This is a genomic window from Myxococcus sp. AM009 (assembly GCF_013372605.1).
GTDB lineage: Bacteria > Myxococcota > Myxococcia > Myxococcales > Myxococcaceae > Myxococcus > Myxococcus vastator.
The window spans coordinates 1-16,573 of record NZ_JABXEP010000019.1; the positions used below are offsets into that span (position 1 = coordinate 1).

At 69.4% G+C, this 16,573-nt stretch carries 14 protein-coding genes; 8 read left to right on the forward strand and 6 right to left on the reverse strand.

The features are described 5' to 3' along the window. The first annotated feature begins 11 nt into the window (after nucleotides 1–11). From cysS to HV824_RS07040, 6 genes are all read left to right on the forward strand, one after another. Nucleotides 12–1,466 (forward strand): cysteine--tRNA ligase, encoded by a 1,455-nt coding sequence (gene cysS, locus HV824_RS07015; RefSeq protein ID WP_368738032.1) that lies wholly within the window; start codon nucleotides 12–14, stop codon nucleotides 1,464–1,466. A 47-nt stretch (nucleotides 1,467–1,513) separates the two neighbouring features. Next, complete coding sequence (locus tag HV824_RS07020; RefSeq protein WP_303623413.1) at nucleotides 1,514–3,193, forward strand: M28 family metallopeptidase; 1,680 nt, start codon at nucleotides 1,514–1,516, stop codon at nucleotides 3,191–3,193. Nucleotides 3,194–3,246: 53 nt separating this feature from the next. Beyond that, nucleotides 3,247–5,361: an excinuclease ABC subunit UvrB gene (uvrB, locus tag HV824_RS07025; RefSeq protein ID WP_176422941.1), complete on the forward strand. Its 2,115-nt coding sequence runs from the start codon at nucleotides 3,247–3,249 to the stop codon at nucleotides 5,359–5,361. 12 nt (nucleotides 5,362–5,373) lie between these two features. Further along, nucleotides 5,374–7,314, forward strand: a complete 1,941-nt coding sequence (gene uvrC / locus HV824_RS07030; protein WP_176422942.1) for an excinuclease ABC subunit UvrC — start codon at nucleotides 5,374–5,376, stop codon at nucleotides 7,312–7,314. 137 nt (nucleotides 7,315–7,451) lie between these two features. Then, on the forward strand, nucleotides 7,452–7,970 hold the full coding sequence (locus HV824_RS07035) for a DUF507 family protein (protein ID WP_013939209.1): 519 nt from the start codon (nucleotides 7,452–7,454) through the stop codon (nucleotides 7,968–7,970). Between the two features lie 67 nt (nucleotides 7,971–8,037). Then, nucleotides 8,038–9,489, forward strand: a complete 1,452-nt coding sequence (locus HV824_RS07040; protein ID WP_176422943.1) for a hypothetical protein — start codon at nucleotides 8,038–8,040, stop codon at nucleotides 9,487–9,489. A 126-nt stretch (nucleotides 9,490–9,615) separates the two neighbouring features. Here HV824_RS07040 and HV824_RS07045 read toward each other — a convergent pair whose 3' ends face one another. The 4 genes from HV824_RS07045 to HV824_RS07060 all read right to left on the reverse strand — a co-directional run bounded on the left by HV824_RS07045 (nucleotide 9,616) and on the right by HV824_RS07060 (nucleotide 13,562). Continuing rightward, complete coding sequence (locus tag HV824_RS07045; RefSeq protein WP_176422944.1) at nucleotides 9,616–9,990, reverse strand: hypothetical protein; 375 nt, start codon at nucleotides 9,988–9,990, stop codon at nucleotides 9,616–9,618. Between the two features lie 138 nt (nucleotides 9,991–10,128). Continuing rightward, nucleotides 10,129–11,025 (reverse strand): DUF3108 domain-containing protein, encoded by an 897-nt coding sequence (locus tag HV824_RS07050; RefSeq protein WP_176415353.1) that lies wholly within the window; start codon nucleotides 11,023–11,025, stop codon nucleotides 10,129–10,131. A 17-nt stretch (nucleotides 11,026–11,042) separates the two neighbouring features. Next, a complete protein-coding gene (locus HV824_RS07055) occupies nucleotides 11,043–12,731 on the reverse strand; it encodes a DUF4091 domain-containing protein (RefSeq protein ID WP_176422945.1) in 1,689 nt (562 codons plus the stop codon). 27 nt (nucleotides 12,732–12,758) lie between these two features. Beyond that, nucleotides 12,759–13,562: a DUF3108 domain-containing protein gene (locus HV824_RS07060; protein WP_176422946.1), complete on the reverse strand. Its 804-nt coding sequence runs from the start codon at nucleotides 13,560–13,562 to the stop codon at nucleotides 12,759–12,761. A 306-nt stretch (nucleotides 13,563–13,868) separates the two neighbouring features. Between HV824_RS07060 and HV824_RS07065 the strand changes: the two genes are divergently transcribed. After that, nucleotides 13,869–14,090, forward strand: a complete 222-nt coding sequence (locus HV824_RS07065) for a hypothetical protein (RefSeq protein ID WP_176415356.1) — start codon at nucleotides 13,869–13,871, stop codon at nucleotides 14,088–14,090. Here the strand turns inward: HV824_RS07065 and HV824_RS07070 are convergent. Then, nucleotides 14,077–14,760 carry a YggS family pyridoxal phosphate-dependent enzyme gene (locus HV824_RS07070; RefSeq protein WP_176422947.1) on the reverse strand — a complete coding sequence of 228 codons (684 nt, stop codon included), beginning with the start codon at nucleotides 14,758–14,760 and terminating at the stop codon, nucleotides 14,077–14,079. The genes HV824_RS07065 and HV824_RS07070 overlap by 14 nt on opposite strands. Further along, nucleotides 14,757–15,353, reverse strand: coding sequence for a nucleoside triphosphate pyrophosphatase (locus HV824_RS07075; RefSeq protein WP_176415358.1), 597 nt, complete (start codon nucleotides 15,351–15,353; stop codon nucleotides 14,757–14,759). Before HV824_RS07075 ends, HV824_RS07070 begins: the two co-directional genes overlap by 4 nt. A gap of 53 nt (nucleotides 15,354–15,406) precedes the next feature. Between HV824_RS07075 and HV824_RS07080 the strand changes: the two genes are divergently transcribed. Continuing rightward, nucleotides 15,407–16,501, forward strand: coding sequence for a diguanylate cyclase (locus tag HV824_RS07080; protein WP_176415359.1), 1,095 nt, complete (start codon nucleotides 15,407–15,409; stop codon nucleotides 16,499–16,501). The last annotated feature ends 72 nt before the right edge of the window (nucleotides 16,502–16,573 follow it).

Genomic DNA, 16,573 nt, shown 5'->3' on the forward strand with positions numbered 1-16,573 from the left:
CCCCGCCCGCTATTCGGCTCTTCAACACGATGACCATGCAGAAGGAGCTGCTGCAGCCCGCCATTCCTGGCGAGGTGGGGGTCTACGTCTGTGGTCCTACCGTCTACAGCTACATCCATATCGGGAATGCCCGCACCTTCACCTCCTTCGACGTGGTGGTCCGCTACCTCCGTCACCGGGGCCTGAAGGTCCGGTACGTCCGCAACTTCACGGACGTGGACGATAAAATCATCAAGGCGGCCGCGGAGACGGGGGAGCCCCCGGTGGCGTTGGCGGCGCGCTACGTGGAGATCTTCCGGGAGGACACCCGGGCGCTCCACCTGCTGGAGCCGGACTTCTCGCCGCGGGTGAGCGACCACCTCCCCGAAATCATCGCCATCATCCAGAAGCTCGTGGACAAGGGCCACGCGTACGCCTCCCAGGGCGACGTGTACTTCTCCGTGAGCAGCGACGCGGACTACGCGAAGCTGTCCAAGCGCAACCTGGACGAGCTGTGCGTGGGCGACCGCGTGCAGCCGGGTGAGCAGAAGCGCGAGCCGCTCGACTTCGCCCTGTGGAAGGCGGCCAAGCCGGGCGAGCCCGCGTGGGAGAGCCCCTGGGGCCCCGGCCGTCCGGGCTGGCACATCGAGTGCTCCGCCATGAGCGCGAAGTACCTGGGGGAGACGTTCGACATCCACGGCGGCGCGCTGGACCTCATCTTCCCCCACCACGAGAACGAAATCGCCCAGAGCGAGTCCGCCAACGGCGTGACGTTCGCCCGGTATTGGATGCACTGCGGCTTCCTGGACCTGGAAGGCGCGAAGATGTCCAAGTCGCTGGGCAATGTGGTGCGCCTGCGCGACGCGCTGACCAAGGTGGACCCGGAGGCGCTGCGCTTCTTCTTCCTCGCCACGCACTACCGCCACCCGCTGTCGTTCTCCGACAAGGCGCTGGCGGATGCGGAGACGCGCATGGAGTACTTCTACGAGACGCTCCGCAAGGTGGACGAGCGCATCTCAGGGAAGGACTTCGGCAAGGGGCCCCTGCACGGCGACCCGCGGCGCTTCTTCGCCGAGTTCGAGGCCGCCATGGACGACGACTTCAACACCGCGGGCGGCCTGGGCGCGCTGTCGGGCCTCTTCGGGATGATGAACGAGCTGACCGACAAGCCGCCCGTGAAGGACAAGGCCCTGGTGGGCCGCACCCTGCAGGCGCTGCGTGAGGACGTTCGCGGAGTGTCCGGCGTCCTGGGCCTCTTCGAGGACGCGCCCGAGGCGTGGCTGCTGCGCCGCCGGGCGCGCGCCGTGCGCGAGCGCGACATCGACGTGGCGGAGGTGGAGCGCCTGCTGGGCGAGCGCACCGCTGCCCGCGCGGCGAAGGACTTCGCCGCCGCGGACCGGGTGCGTGGCGAGCTGAAGCAGAAGGGCGTGGAAATCATGGACACGCCTGCTGGCACGACGTGGAAGGTGGCGCCGCTCCAGGGCTGAGGCGGTGCTTCGGGTGTCCCGGGCTTCGTGTTAGGGCTCGGGGCACCATGATGCGCTCGCTGCCCCTGCTCTTCGCCCTCTGCTCCGCTCCCGCGCTCGCGCAGCGCGTGCAGCTGACGACGCCCGCGGAGAAGTCCGCGTCCGGTGTCATCGCTCCGGAGGTGCTGCGCGCGCACGTGCGCTTCCTCGCCAATGACCTGCTGGAGGGGCGTGGTCCCGGCACACGGGGCGACGCGCTCGCGCAGGCGTACATCGCCGCGCAGTTCGAGGCGCTGGGGCTCAAGCCGCTGGGCACGGACGGCTCGTACCTGCAGCCCTTCGACCTGATGGGCGTCACCAGCAGCCCCAAGGCGTTGTCGTTCCAGGCGCCCGAGGGCGCGGTGCACCTGAAGTTCCACCAGGACTTCATCGCCGTGTCCGGCGTGCAGGCCCCCGAGTCGAAGCTGGAGGCGTCCGAGCTCGTCTTCGTGGGCTACGGCATCCAGGCGTCCGAGTACCAATGGGACGACTTCAAGGGGATGGACCTGCGCGGCAAGACGCTGCTCATCCTCAACAGCGACCCGGAGGATGACCCGCGGCTCTTCGCCGGGAAGACGCGGCTCTGGTACGGCCGCTGGGATTACAAGTACGAGCAGGCCGCGAAGCTGGGCGCGGCGGGCGCCATCATCATCCACACCACGCCGAGCGCGGGCTACCCGTGGCAGGTGGTGCAGACGTCGTGGACGGGAGAGCAATTCGAGCTGCCCGCCGCGGAGGGGCCGCGCCTCCAGGTGAAGGCCTGGACGACCGAGCAGGCCACGCGCCGGGTGTTGCAACTGGCGGGCAAGGACCTGGGCGCGTTGTACGCCGCCGCGCAGCAACGCGACTTCCAGCCCGTGCCGCTCGGGGTGACGGTGTCGTCGCGCCTCACCAACACGGTGCGCCGCAGCCCCACCGCCAACGTGCTGGCGCTGCTGCCCGGGAGCGACCCCAAGCTGTCCCAGGAGGTGGTGCTCTACACCGCGCACCATGACCACCTCGGCAAGAAGGAAGGCGGCAAGCCGGGCGAGGACACCACCTACAACGGCGCGCTCGACAACGCGTCTGGTGTGTCGGCGATGCTCAACATCGCCAAGGCCTTCAAGGCCCTGCCCAAGGCGCCGCGCCGCTCCGTCCTCTTCGCCGCCGTGGCCGCCGAGGAGCAGGGGCTGCTGGGCTCGCAGTACCTGGCCGAGCACCCGCCCGTGCCCCACGGCCGGGTCGCCGCCAACATCAACATCGACGGCGCCAATGTCCATGGCCGCACCCGCGACCTCACCGTCATCGGCCTGGGCAAGTCGAGCCTGGACGCCACGCTGGTCGCCCTGGCGAAGACGCAGGGCCGGGTGGTGAAGGCGGACCAGCTGTCGGACCGGGGCTTCTTCTACCGGTCGGACCAGTTCAACTTCGCCAAGCGCGGCATTCCCGCCGCGTACTTCGGCAGTGGGATGGACTTCATCGGCAAGCCGGAGGGCTGGGGCAAGCAGCAGCGGGAGGTCTGGGAGTCGAAGCACTACCACCAGCCGTCGGACGAGCTGCGCCCGGACTGGGACTTTTCCGGCGCGGTGGAAGACGTCCGCCTGTTCTTCCTGCTGGGGGCCCATGTCGCCCGGCAACCGAGGCTGCCGCGCTGGAACAAGGGGGATGAGTTCGAGGCTGCCCGGCTGCAATCCCTGGAAGCGCTGCAGCGGCAGGACACTTCGAAGTAGCGCGGTCACGAACATCCGGCCTTCCCACCCGCGCGGTGTTAAGTCTCGCGGTTATGTCGGACTTCCAGCTCGTCAGCGACCACAAGCCCGAAGGCGACCAGCCGAGGGCCATTGGCGAACTCACGCAGGGCCTCCTGCGGGGCGACCGCTATCAGACTCTCCTGGGCGTCACCGGGTCGGGCAAGACGTTCACGATGGCGAACATCATCGCCAACGTGCAGCGGCCCACGCTGGTGATGGCCCACAACAAGACGCTGGCCGCGCAGCTCTACGGCGAGTTCAAGTCGCTCTTCCCGAACAACGCCGTCGAGTACTTCGTCTCGTACTACGACTACTACCAGCCCGAGGCCTACGTCCCGTCGACGGACACCTTCATCGAGAAGGACTCGTCCATCAACGACAACATCGAACGGATGCGCCACTCGGCCACCCATTCGCTGCGCACGCGGGACGACGTCATCATCGTCGCCAGCGTGTCCTGCATCTACGGCCTGGGCGCGGCCCGCAGCTACGTGGACCTGGCGGTGCGCGCGGCGGTGGGTGAGGAGATGGGCCGCGACACCTTCATGCGCAAGCTGGTGGAGGCCCAGTACAAGCGCAACGACCTGGACTTCCACCGCGGCACCTTCCGCGCGCGCGGCGACACCGTCGAGGTGTTCCCCGCCTACGAGGAGGAGCGGGCCGTGCGCGTCAGCTTCTTCGGCGACGAGGTGGAGCGCGTCACCGAGTTCGACCCGCTGCGCGGCGTGACGCTGGGCGCGCTGGAGAAAATCGTCATCTTCCCCGCCAGCCACTACGTGGCCGAGGAGGACGTGCGCCGGCGCGCGATTCAAACCATCCGCGACGAGCTGACCGAGCAACTGCAGACCTTCAAGCGCGAGGGCAAGCTGCTGGAGGCGCAGCGGCTGGAGCAGCGCGCCATGTTCGACCTGGAGATGATTGAGCAGGTCGGCTACTGCAGCGGCATCGAGAACTACTCCCGGCACTTCTCCGGCCGCGCGGCGGGAGAGCCGCCGCCGTGCCTCATCGACTACTTCCCTCGCAACTTGCTGGTGATGCTCGACGAGAGCCACCAGACGGTGCCGCAGATTGGCGCCATGTACCGTGGCGACCGGGCGCGGAAGGAGACGCTGGTGGGCTTCGGCTTCCGCCTGCCCAGCGCGCTGGACAACCGCCCGCTCAAGTTCGGTGAGTTCGAGGAGCTGGTGCCCCAGGCCATCTTCGTCTCCGCGACGCCCGCCGAGTACGAGCTGCAGAAGTCGCAGGGCGTGGTGGTGGAGCAGATCATCCGCCCCACCGGCCTGACGGACCCGGAGGTGGAGATTCGCCCCGTGGGCAACCAGGTGGACGACCTGCTGGAGGAGGTGCGTCTGCGCGTATCCCGCGGCGAGCGCGTCCTGGTGACGACGCTCACCAAGCGCATGGCGGAAGACCTCACGGAGTACTTCGCCGACGTGGGCGTGCGCGTGCGCTACCTGCACTCGGACATCGACGCGATTGAGCGCATGGCCATCATCCGTGACTTGCGCAAGGGCGAGTTCGACGTCCTGGTGGGCATCAACCTGCTGCGCGAGGGCCTGGACATCCCAGAGGTGTCCCTGGTGGCCATCCTGGACGCGGACAAGGAAGGCTTCCTGCGCAGCCACGTCTCCCTCATCCAGACGATTGGCCGCGCGGCCCGCAACGTGAATGGCCGCGTCATCATGTACGCGGACAACGTCACCGACTCCATGAAGAAGGCCCTGGAGGAGACGACGCGCCGACGCGACATCCAGCGCGCGCACAACCAGGCGCACGGCATCACCCCGCGTTCGGTGAAGAGCAACATCACCGACCTGTCCGAGCACGCGGCCTACGAGGCGGGGGATGCGGGCGCCCTGCCGATGGCGGCCGAAGGCGAGGACGACGTCCTCCAGCCGAAGGAGCTCAAGCGGCTCATCGAGGAGTTCACCAAGGAGATGCTCGCCGCCGCGGATGAGATGCAGTTCGAGAAGGCGGCCGAGTACCGCGACCGCGTGCAGCTCTTGAAGGACATGGACCTGGGGCTCAAGCCGGCGTCGCGCTCGCTGCTGCGGGCCCCGGCGAAGGGCGCGGAAGCGGAAGCCCCGAAGAAGGGCCGGGGGCGCGGGGGCGGAGGACGCTCCTCGCGGGCCAGGAGCCGCAAGTAGGCGGGGGCCGTCATGGACGCGAAGCTCCTGGAGAAGCTGGACGCGCTGCCCACCGGGCCCGGCGTGTACCTGATGAAGGACCGCCGCGGCCAGGTCATCTACGTCGGCAAGGCCATCAACCTGCGCAGCCGGGTGCGCTCGTACTTCAACCGCACCGGCGACACGCGCGTCTTCGTGTCCTTGTTGGACCAGCTGCTGGGTGACCTGGAGACGGTGCTCGTCAGCAACGAGAAGGAGGCGCTGCTCCTCGAAAACGAGCTCATCAAGAAGCACCGGCCGCGCTTCAACGTCCTGCTCAAGGACGACAAGCAGTTCATCTCGCTTCGCCTGGATCGCACCCAGGCCTATCCGCGCCTGGAGGTGGTGCGCAAGTATGAGCGCGACGGCGCGCGCTACTTCGGGCCGTACTCCAGCGCGGGCGCCATTCGCGAGACGCTGCGGGTGGTCAACCGCTTCTTCCGCCTGCGCACGTGCACCGACCACGTGCTGGCCAACCGAAAGCGGCCCTGCCTGTTGCACCAGATTGGCCGTTGCCCCGCCCCCTGCGTGTACCCGGTGCCCCAGGAGGACTACCACCGCAGCGTGGACGAGGTGGTGATGTTCCTGGAGGGCAAGGCGGGGGAGCTGGTGGAGGGCCTGCGCCTGCGCATGAAGCGCGCCGCGCAGGAGCTGAAGTTCGAGGAGGCCGCGCGGATTCGCGACCAGCTCAGCGCCATCGAGCGGAGCCTGGAGCGCCAGAAGGTCGCCACCACCGACTTCAAGGACCAGGACGTCTTCGCCTTCCACCGGGAGGGGGACCGCATCTTGTTCTACGTCCTGTGGGTGCGGCAGGGCCGGCTCAACGGCGGGCAGGCCTTCCCCTTCGGCAGCCAGGAGTTCCCCGATGAGGAGCTGATCGCCTCGTTCGTCAACCTCTACTACGACCAGGGCAGCTTCGTGCCGGAGGAGGTGCTGCTGCCGCTGGAGCTGGAGGACGGCACCGGGGGCCTGGAGGCGCTCCTCACGGAGCGCAAGGGCGAGCGCGTGCGGGTCCTGGTGCCCAAGCGAGGGGAGAAGCTGGACCTGGTGAAGATGGCGGCGAAGAACGCCGAGCAGGCCTTCGTGGAGCGCCGCCGCACGAAGGACGAGACGGACACCGTGCTGTCCCGGCTCCAGCAGCGGCTGGGCCTGCGCAACTTCCCGCGCCGCATGGAGTGCTTCGACATCTCGCACTTCCAGGGTTCGGCCATCGTCGCGTCGCAGGTGGCGGTGACGGACGGGGACGCGGACAAGTCGCGCTACCGGAAGTACAAAATCAAGACGCTGGAGAAGCAGGACGACTTCGCCAGCATGTACGAGGTCATCTCCCGCCGGCTGAAGCGGGGCCTGGAGGAGCAGGACTTGCCGGACCTGCTCGTCATCGACGGTGGCAAGGGGCAGCTGGCCAGCGCGCACGCGGCGATGAAGGACGTGGGCGTGGAGTCGGTGGACGTGGTGGGTCTGGCCAAGAGCCGCGACCTGGAGGTGTTCGACCGCGACGCGGAGAGCGCCCGGAGCCCCGAGCGCGTCTTCGTGGTGGGGCGCAAGGACCCCATCGTCCTGTCCCAGAACTCGGCGGAGCTGTTCATGCTCACGCGGATGCGGGACGAGGCCCACCGCTTCGCCATCACCTACCAGAAGCAGGTGCTGCGCAAGAGCCGGGTTCGTTCGGCGCTGGAGGACATCCCTGGCGTGGGGGAGACGCGGCGCAAGCAGCTGCTGCGGCACTTCGGCTCGCTCAAGCGGGTGGGGGACGCCTCCATCGAGGCGCTCGCGGAGGTCGTCGGGCCGGCCATGGCCGAACGCGTCCATGCGGGCCTCCACGGGCATCCAGAAGAGGATGCGGAAGATCCCGTACGGGAGGCTTCCCTTGACGACGCGCACGAACCCGTCGACGAAAAAACGCAGGGAGGGTCGCCACCCGGGGCGGCGTGATTAATTTCCGCTGCAGACCTGATGGGAAGTGCGCTGGAAGCGCGACGTTCCTGGGGTTTTTCATTGCGACTGGGCTCGGCGCTGAACTATAGCGGTTGACGATTCCGAGCACGTTTCACAGAGGGCGAGGGACCGACATGAGGCTGTATCCGAAGGTGATCCCGATCATCTCGCGCGAGGCCATTCAGCAGCTCATGCAGGACGGGGACATCGAGGTGGAGCCGATGCGCGTGGCCGACGCCGAGATGGACCTGTCAGCCATCATGCGTGAGTACCTTGCGAACGAGGAGCGTGTGAACCAGGCGACGCGTGAAGCGCTGGAGCGTCGCGGCTACGACTATTCCAAGTTCAACCAGGTGAAGCGCGAGATGGCGGACGTCCGCGGCTTCAAGATGGGCGACGAGGGCATCGAGTACGTCATCAACCAGATGATTGAGTTCCTGCTCATCAGCCGGAACGTCGAAGAGGTGTACTCGGCGGATAACGGGCTGCGTCAGAAGATCTTCGCCGTCATGAAGCGTCACCTCGACGTGGACGACGAAATCGACAAGGAAGCCCGCTCCCGCCTGAAGCACCTGCAGGAGGGCACCAGCGCCTTCGACATCGAGTACAACAAGACGGTCGAGCAGATCCGCAGGGCGCGCGGCCTCATCTAGTTCGCAGGGGTGGGGCATGCCGTTCCCCGCTCCGCTGCCTACCTTGTAAACCAAGGAGGCAGCGTCGATGGCGGGACCCTTCACCACGTTCGTTCTGTCCGGTTTACTGGCGGCGGCGCCAGGCGGGTTCACGTTCGAGGGCCGCGAGGCCAGCGCGAGGACCGAGCAGCCAGACGGCTTCTTCATCCAAGGCTCACTTCCCTTCACGGACCTCGCCGAGCGCGGCACGGGGAGCGCGTCGCTGACGGTCGAGGACCGCGTGTCCCCTCCGGGCGCCACCTATGGCGACAAGGGGACGCTGGAGGCGTCCTTCCGGCTGGGGGCCACGGAGTTCCGGGTGGAGCTGACGCGGCCTGGTTTCCCTCCGGAGCAGGGGCAGGGGGGCTCGGGCCCGCTTCCTCGCCCGCCTCAACATGCCATTGGCGGCGGCGTGCTGCTGGACGTCCCCCTCTATGGCGACAGTGGCCTGGGCTGGACGGCGATGACGCGCACCCACGCCGCGGTGGCGGTGTGGGGCGTGGGCAGTGTCTGGCGCAACGGGCAGCTGCTGACGGACACGGCCTTCGTGCACGCGGCGGCGCTGGCCGCTGGCGCGTACGCGGATGACGACACCCACCGGCTCCTGCGGCAGGCGCGCTACGACGACACGGAGCTCGTGGTGCTGGTGTGGAACCTCCCGCCGCGGGTCGAGCCGCGTGGCTTCATCCAGTTCGTGTTCGAGGACGTGGCCATTGACGTGGGCGGCGCCGCGGTGAGCTCGCGGCCCTTCGTGGAGAACACGGGCAATCCGCCGCTGAGCTGGCGCTCGCTGACGCCGGTACCGCCCTCCGCCACGGTGGGGGCGCCCGTCACCGCTTCGCCTCCACCCGCGCCGTCGGCCAGCGGAGGCAGCGGGACGGCGGGGTTGGACGGAGCGGCGAGGACAGGGGCCGTCACGCGGGTGCCGGTGCCGGCGACGGCTCCAGGAGGCCTGGCGACCACGCCCGTGCCGACCCCGGCGGTGCCAGGAGCGCCGGTGACGCCCGAGGTCATCAGTGGGGAGCTGCCGGTGCCGGCGGTGACGAACACGCCCGCGACATACTCGGGACAGCTCCCGGTGGCGCCGTTGGATGGGACCACCGTGGTGGTGGGGGCGCCCGGGAGTGGCACGGCGACGGGGGCGTTTGCGACGCCGCCCACGTCCACCTTCGGTTCATTCACCGTGCAGCCGCTGGCGCCGGGCTCGTTCGATGCGTTCGTCGGCACGGGGCAGTCCAGCGCGGGAATCATCGCCACCGAGCCGCCACTCAACTCGAATCCGGCCGTGCCGCTGCCGGGGCTGCTGACCACGCCCGCGCCGCTGAATGCCGGACCTCCGGCGCCGTTGCTGGGGACGCCCGCGCCGCTCAACGCCGCGCCTGCGCTCCCGCTGCCGGCGACGCCTTCTCCCGTGTCGGGGCCCGCGACGGCCGGGGCTCCAGCCGCTCCCGCGACGACTGGTGCTCCCGCCGCGCCCGCGCCCGCCGCGCCTGGGCCTTGAGCGCGGGTGGGCGGAGCGACAAGGCTTCGCCCTTCAGGTTGGCGCGGCCACGCGCTGGCGGGGGGGCACCATGAGGCAGTGGACAGGCGTTCGCGGCGGGGAGGGGCCGCCGAACCGACGCGGCTGTCAGCGGCCGTGGACCACCGGCGCCTGTGCGAGCCGGCTCATGCCCGCGGCCTGGGACAGGCGCTTGCGCAGCCGCACGACGGCGTCATGGAGTGAATCCAGCTGCTGAAGGACGCGCAGGTCATCACCCGAGTCCACCAGCGCGGCCGGTGTCAGCGCTTCCGTGCGAAGCGTGTCGAGCAGGTCCGTGAAGTGGGCTTCCACCTCGCCGAGCGCGTCCAGACCCTCGCGGAGGTCATCCTCCAGCAGGTCCACGAGCACCGCCGCGTCAGTGCGCGCGGGCAGTGAGCGGGCGAGCTGCTCCACCGCCACCCGGACCGGGTCTGCACGGCGCGACGGCGTAGGGGCGACGAGGGTCAGGGCCGGAGGGGGCATGGCCTCGACGCTACAGGCAGGTAGCACTCCGTCAATTTTCCAGTCAGGCCCGAAGCCCGGCGCACCGGCACCTGCGCAGGCCCGCGGCACCTGGCCACGGGCCTTGGGTGTTGCGACGGGGTGAGGCGTCCGCCGCGCTCACCACTTCATCGTTTCCTGACCTTCACTCTTCTGGGGTTTCTCACCCGGGCGCGATACGGAGGTGAGGGTGGCGCGCACGGCGCCCAGGTCGATGGTGCCCACGGCGGCCAGCGGCAGGCGGCGCGCGTCGTCTGAAATCCAGACGTGGACTTCACGCTTCTGCTTGGGTCGGTCCAGGCGCACGGCGGTGCCCGTCATGTGCCAGGCCTTGAACTGGCCCAGCGGCGTCGTCACCTGTTCTCGCTTCACCACCGTGCCCTGCATGCGCCACATGCGACGCACGCCGTAGACATCGAAGCAGACCTGGAGGTTGTCCTTGAGCGGCAGTTGGCGCAGCAGGTAGATGGCCCCGGCCACGTCCAGGCCGTCCTTGTCGAAGGTGTAGTTGAACTGCCCCTTGGGGCGCTGGCCGTACTGGTAGTCCACCTTGACGGTGCGCTCCTTCTGGCCGAACGCGACGTCCACCTTGCGGCGCTGTTCGTTCTCCAGGGTGTCTTCCACGTAGCGCTTGGGGCGCAGCGTGCGAGGGTGGAGGTACGCGGTGGCGCTGCCGCGCACGCGCCGCACCTTGGAGAAGAAGGTGTTGGTCTGCGCCTCCACCTGGATGGGCAGGTGCCCGTCCTTCTGCTTGTGGACGCGCATCGTCATGGTGCCCGCCTGCGCGCCCATGGCGTCGAGGTCGAACTCGAGCACCTCACCCGGCATGAACGCCATGGGCGTGCGCAGCGCCGGCAGCGCGGCGTTGCACGGCGCGACGGTGAGGGGCGCCGTGGGTTCCTCGGCCTTGGCGCTTTCGGCCTCCGGCGCGTCCGTCTCCGCGTCTGGCAGCTGGGCCCAGGCGCTTGCGCTGGACAGTGACAACAGGGCCGCGAAGAGGGTGCGCAGGGGGCTCATCCTTTTCCTTCCAGGGACTACGGGGTGCTCTGCGGCGTCTGACGGTCCGGGCGCTTCGCATATTCCGATTCCGCCCACCGCTTCCGGAGCCTGGCGGTGACGTCCTCGCGGACCGCCTCCCATTCTCCCGCATCCGCGTTGATGTCCCAACCGGTGCGCGCCAGCTTGCGCGCGGCCGTCCGGGCGAAGGCGGCGTCACCCAGCTCGGCGAGCAGCCGGAGGTACTCGTAGTCCTCCAACCCGTCCCGGATGTGCTTCAGCCGCAGCGTGAGGATGGGCTGGTGGCCAGAAGGACCCACCCTGGCGGGTGTCCCCGGATAGAAGAGGGTGCCGTCGCCGTTGCCGCCGAACTCGAAGACGTCCTTCCAGGGGTCCTTCTTCGTGTTGTAGGCGAAGACGGTGTCGAAATAGAGCTCGCCGTCCACGCCAGAGGAGAAGGCGAGCGCGCCCATGGCCCGGTTGAGCGGGGCGGGGTGGTCCACCATGTACGAGGCCCAGCCGCTGTAGGCCCTGTCCACCGCCTTGTCCGCCGGGGGGCCGCCGTTGCAGCCGTGCGAATTGCAGCTCTGGTACCACCACACCCGGGTGTCACCTGCCAGCCGTTTGCGCAGCGCGCTCGCCTCCACCACGCTGCGGCACGTCTGCGGCCCGGGCCGTGGATAGAAGCAGTTGAGCGTGGGCGTGAGGATGTCCGCCGAGCCGTTCAGCGCGTCATCCAGCGGGCTGGTGACGAGCACGGGAATCGCGCCCGCCGCGCGCACCCGCGTGGACTGGGCCTTCACCAGCGGCACGTCCTCGGGCTTGGGTTCGTCCTTGGCGTAGAAGAAGAGCTGCGCGGGCCAGCCCTTCTCGCGGAAGTGTTCGGCGAAGGCGCGGTAGTACGCCGTCTTCTCCGCGTCCGTCTTCGCGTGCTTGCTGTCGCGCACGTCGGTGCTGGTGAAGCGCGCGCCGGAGGGCAGCAGGCTGCCGTCCAGGAAGGGCGCCAGCTCCGCGTCGTACTCGCGCCAGTCCAGCACCGCGCGGCCCTTCTCGAAGCGCACCGGGGGCGGCGTCATGCTCATGCCGTGGGCGCTCACCCGGTGCTCCAGGAGCGCGCGTCCATAGTCCCGCAGCAGCTTGCGCGCCTCCGCCGACTCCGGCTTCACGCCGTGGCCCCGGGCGATGCTGTACAGCGACACCCCAAAGCTGTTGGGCAGCGAGGACGTGGCGGGCAGGGCGAAGGGCTGCACCTCGGCGGTGAACGGCACCGGCCGGACCTTCGCGCCACCCACCTTCACGAGCAGCTGTCCCCGGTACGTCCCCGGCTCCTGCTTCTCCGGGGCGCACACCTCCACGTAGAAGACGGTGGGCAGCTTCGGGTCATGTCCCGGCGCGTCCACCGGAACCAGCGCGTCCGGCCACGGGCCCGTGCGGCCCTGGCCGTTGGACGGCGTCTTCACGTCGATGAAGGCCTCGCGCCAGACGCTGGTTTTCAGCGCCGCGCCCGGCCCCTTCAGCGTCAGCTTCTCCACGGCGGGGCGCTCCACCCGGCCGGGAAGCGCCACCTGCACGGCCTCGCACTCACCGCGCGCGAGGCTGAGGCGCGCCTCCTTGCGTCCCTTCACTGCTTCGCCCGGCCGGACCTTGACCAGGGGCGACACCACCTGAGGCTCCTGCGTGGCGGACATCGCCGCCGCCACCACCGCCCACGCCCATCCCGCTCCCATCCGCCCCCCTTCACTCTCCGGCGGGTGCTACCCGCCATTCTCGGCGCGGGCCACCGCCATGCTCCGGCCCGGCTTGTAGTCGGTTATCTCCGCGACGATGGTGCCCAGCGCGAACTCCGCCTCCACCCGCACCGGCACGTGGCTGGGGTCCGTGGTGAAGTAGACGAACATGTCCCGCTTCGAGGCGAGGTTGCCGCCGAACTCCGTCTTCACGCTGAGCTTGAAGACCTCTTTGTCGCCCAGCGCCGTGTCCAGGATTTCACGCCCCTCCACCTTCGCGCGGAGGGTGAACTGCTTGCTTCCGGTGAAGACGGGATAGGCATACTCCTGCCCCACGGCCAGCTCCCGGTTGCGCAACGCGAACGTCGCGCCCGTCACATCCAGCGTGCCCTCCGTCACCTCGCGGGTGGACTCGTACGGGGACTCGCCTTCCTTCTGCTTCACCACGAAGGCCGTCTTGCCATCCGGCTCCATCTTGATGCGCTGCCGGCGGCGTGAGCCGTTCTCATCCGCGTGCAAGTCACTGCCCACCACGTGCTGGCGCTCCGGCTGCCAGTAGGACACGAACTTGTCCTTGATGGGCCACACGCCCAGCATGTCGTTGGAGCGTGCCACCGCGACGATGGGCCACACGTCCTGGCCCCATTGCTTCATGTGGGCGCCCACCGTCACCTGCGCGGTGCCCGCGGTGATGCCCAGGTACCTGACGCGGTAAGAGCTCTGCTCCCCGGGGCCGAACGCCGGGTTCACGGATTCCTGGGCCATGGCCGTCGCCGACCAGACCAGACCCGCGAACGCCGCCGCGAACCCCCACTTGGACTGCGTTTGCATCGGGTGAGCTCCCTCGCTTGGAAGTTAGGTAGCCTGGCCGCACCGCGCCAGACCCGGCTTGGAACCATTCCCGCCACCGCCCATTTCCACGGACGCGGTGGTGGGCCCGCCATTCAAATGAGGGCCGCTCACTGGACGGGGAGGGACACCTTCCCACGTCACACTCCCACGCGCCTCTTCCCGGCCAGGGCCTGTTCGCCCGGCGGGCGGGAGTGCCGCGCAGCGGCGTGTCCACTCGACGACACCGCTGGTAGCCTTCGCGCGGGGCAGCCCGCGGTGTCGGGCGCCATCCCGCAGGAGGGGCACATGTCTGGTGGTGGCGGTTCTTTCGACTTCGACGATGACGAGAAGGAGTCCGCGAGCGGAGGTGGCAGGGCGCACAAGGACTTCGACTGTCCTTCGTGCAACGCCAACAACCCCGTGGATGAACCGCTCGCCCATGGGGACGAGGTGCGCTGCCACTACTGCGGCTCCGAGTTCAAGGTCAGCGTGAACTCGGAGGGGCGGGTGAAGCTCAAGGAGATTTGAGCGCGCGCTCGCCGAAGATGGCGGTGCCCACGCGGACGACGGTGGCCCCTTCTTCAATGGCCCACTCGAAGTCATGCGTGGTGCCCATGGACAGGCCCGGCAGCCCGTGGCCACGGGCCAGCTCGCGCAGGGACTGGAAGTCCGCGCGGGCCCGGGCCTCGTCCTCCGTGGGGGGCGGCAGCGCCATCAGCCCCACCGCCTGGAGGCCGGGCAGGGCGCGGACTCCGTCCAGGAAGGCGCCGAGCGCGCCGGGTGCCAGGCCGCTCTTGGTGGCCTCGCCGCCCACGTTGACCTCGACGTAGACGGGCAGGGGCGGGGCGTCTTCGCGGCGCTTCGACAGCTCGCGGGCGACCTCCAGCCGGTCCAGGGCGTGGAAGGCTCCGGCCGCCCGCGCCACGTACTTCACCTTGTTCGTCTGGAGCGCGCCAATGGCATGCCAGCGCAGGCCGTCCAGGTCCGCCAGCTCAGCGGCCTTGTCCCGCAGCTCCTGGGCGTAGTTCTCCCCGAAGTCGCGCTGGCCGGCGGCGTAGGCCTCGCGGATGAGGTCCGCGGGCTTCAGCTTGGACACCGCCACCAATGTCACCGACTCCACGGGCCGCCCCGCGCGGGCACAGGCCGCCGCCACTCGCTCCCGCACCGACGCCAGCCGCTCCGCCACGCTCCCGTTCATGAGGCCCTCCAGGGCAGGGGCACGCCGGCCCGCTCCAGCAGGGCCACCGTCTCGCCCAGCGGCAGGCCCACGACGTTGGAGGTGCTGCCCTCCACGCTGGCCACCAGGAAGCCGCCCCGGCCCTGGATGGCGTAGGCGCCCGCCTTGTCCAGGGGCTCGCCGCTGTGCGCGTACCAGGACAGCTCCCCGGCGCTGAGTGCGCGGAAGGTGACGCGGGTGCGGACCACCAGCGTCTCCTCATGCCGGCCGGCCAGGGCCACGCCCGTGTAGACGTCATGCGTCCGCCCGGACAGGCGCGTGAGCATCGCCTGGGCTTCCTCGGCGTCCCGGGGCTTGCCCAGCAGCTCGGCGCCCAGGGCGACGGTGGTGTCGGCGGCCAGCACCCAGGCGCCCGGGTGGCGGGAAGCCACCACGCGGGCCTTCTCCCGGGCGAGCCGCCCGACGTAGGCCTCCGCCGCCTCGCCGGCACGGGGCGTTTCGTCGATGTCCGCCGCCAAGACGGTGAAACGGAGGTCCAGCTGTGACAGAAGTTCCCTGCGTCGCGGCGACGCCGAGGCCAGGACGAGCAACGTTTGATCTGCGTTCATGTGCATGTTACGGCTCGGCCCGGCCTTACCAGACTTGTGCCCCGGAGTGGACTCTACGGATGAATCCCGCGGACCTCCTGTCGGCCATGAAGCGGACAGTGGAGCAGTTGGCCGCCTTCAACGAGATGGCCAAGGCCCTGACGTCCACGCTCGAGCTCCGCGAGGTGCTGGCGCTGGTGATGCAGAAGGTCAGCAGCCTGCTGCTGCCTCGCAACTGGTCGCTCATCCTCCAGGACGAGCGCACCGGAAAGCTCTACTTCGAAATCGCGGTGGGTGACGGCGCGGACGTGCTCAAGGGCCTCCAGCTCAACCCGGGCGAGGGCATCGCCGGCGCCGTCTTCACGTCCGGCGCGGCGCGGCTCGTCCATGACGTGGGCGGGGACCCCAGCTTCTCGCCCCGCTTCGATGAAGCCTCCGCCTTCCACACCCGCTCCATCCTCGCGGTGCCGCTGCTGGCCCGGGGCCGGGTGCTGGGCATCATCGAACTGGTGAACGGGCCCATGGACCCGCCCTTCACCAACGAGGACCTCACCATCCTCACCGCCATCGCGGACTACGCGGCCATCGCCATTGAGAACGCGCGCAACTTCCGGCGGGTGCAGGAGCTGACGATTACGGACGAGCACACCGGCTGCTACAACGCCCGGCACCTGCGCGCCCTGCTGGACCAGGAGGTGAAGCGCTCGGAGCGCTTCAGCCACTCGCTGTCGCTCGTCTTCCTGGACCTGGACCACTTCAAGAGCGTCAACGACACCCACGGGCACCTGGTGGGCAGCGCCACCTTGAAGGAGGTGGGGGACCTGTTGATGACGTTGGGCCGGCAGAACCTGGACGCCGTCTTCCGCTATGGCGGCGACGAGTTCGCCATGCTGCTGGTGGAGACGGACCCGGAGGGCGCGGCCATCATCGGCCAGCGCGTCTGCGAGGCCTTCCGGGGGCAGGGCTTCCTCCACGAGCAGGGCCTGGACGTGCGCCTCACCGCCAGCGTGGGCGTGGCCACCTACCCGGACCATGCCTCGTCCGCGTTGGACCTCATCCGCGCGGCGGACTTCGCCATGTACGCGGCCAAGGGCCGCGGCCGGGACGCGCTCTGCGTCGCCGAGCCCATGGCGCCCAGCGGCGGCACGGGCTCCCACGAGTTCCCGGAGCGGTAGCCGGTGCCCCGGCCCGTGTGGCCGCCGAGCCCGCAATGAGCGAGGGCCGGGGAGGGGAGTACCCTCGGCCCG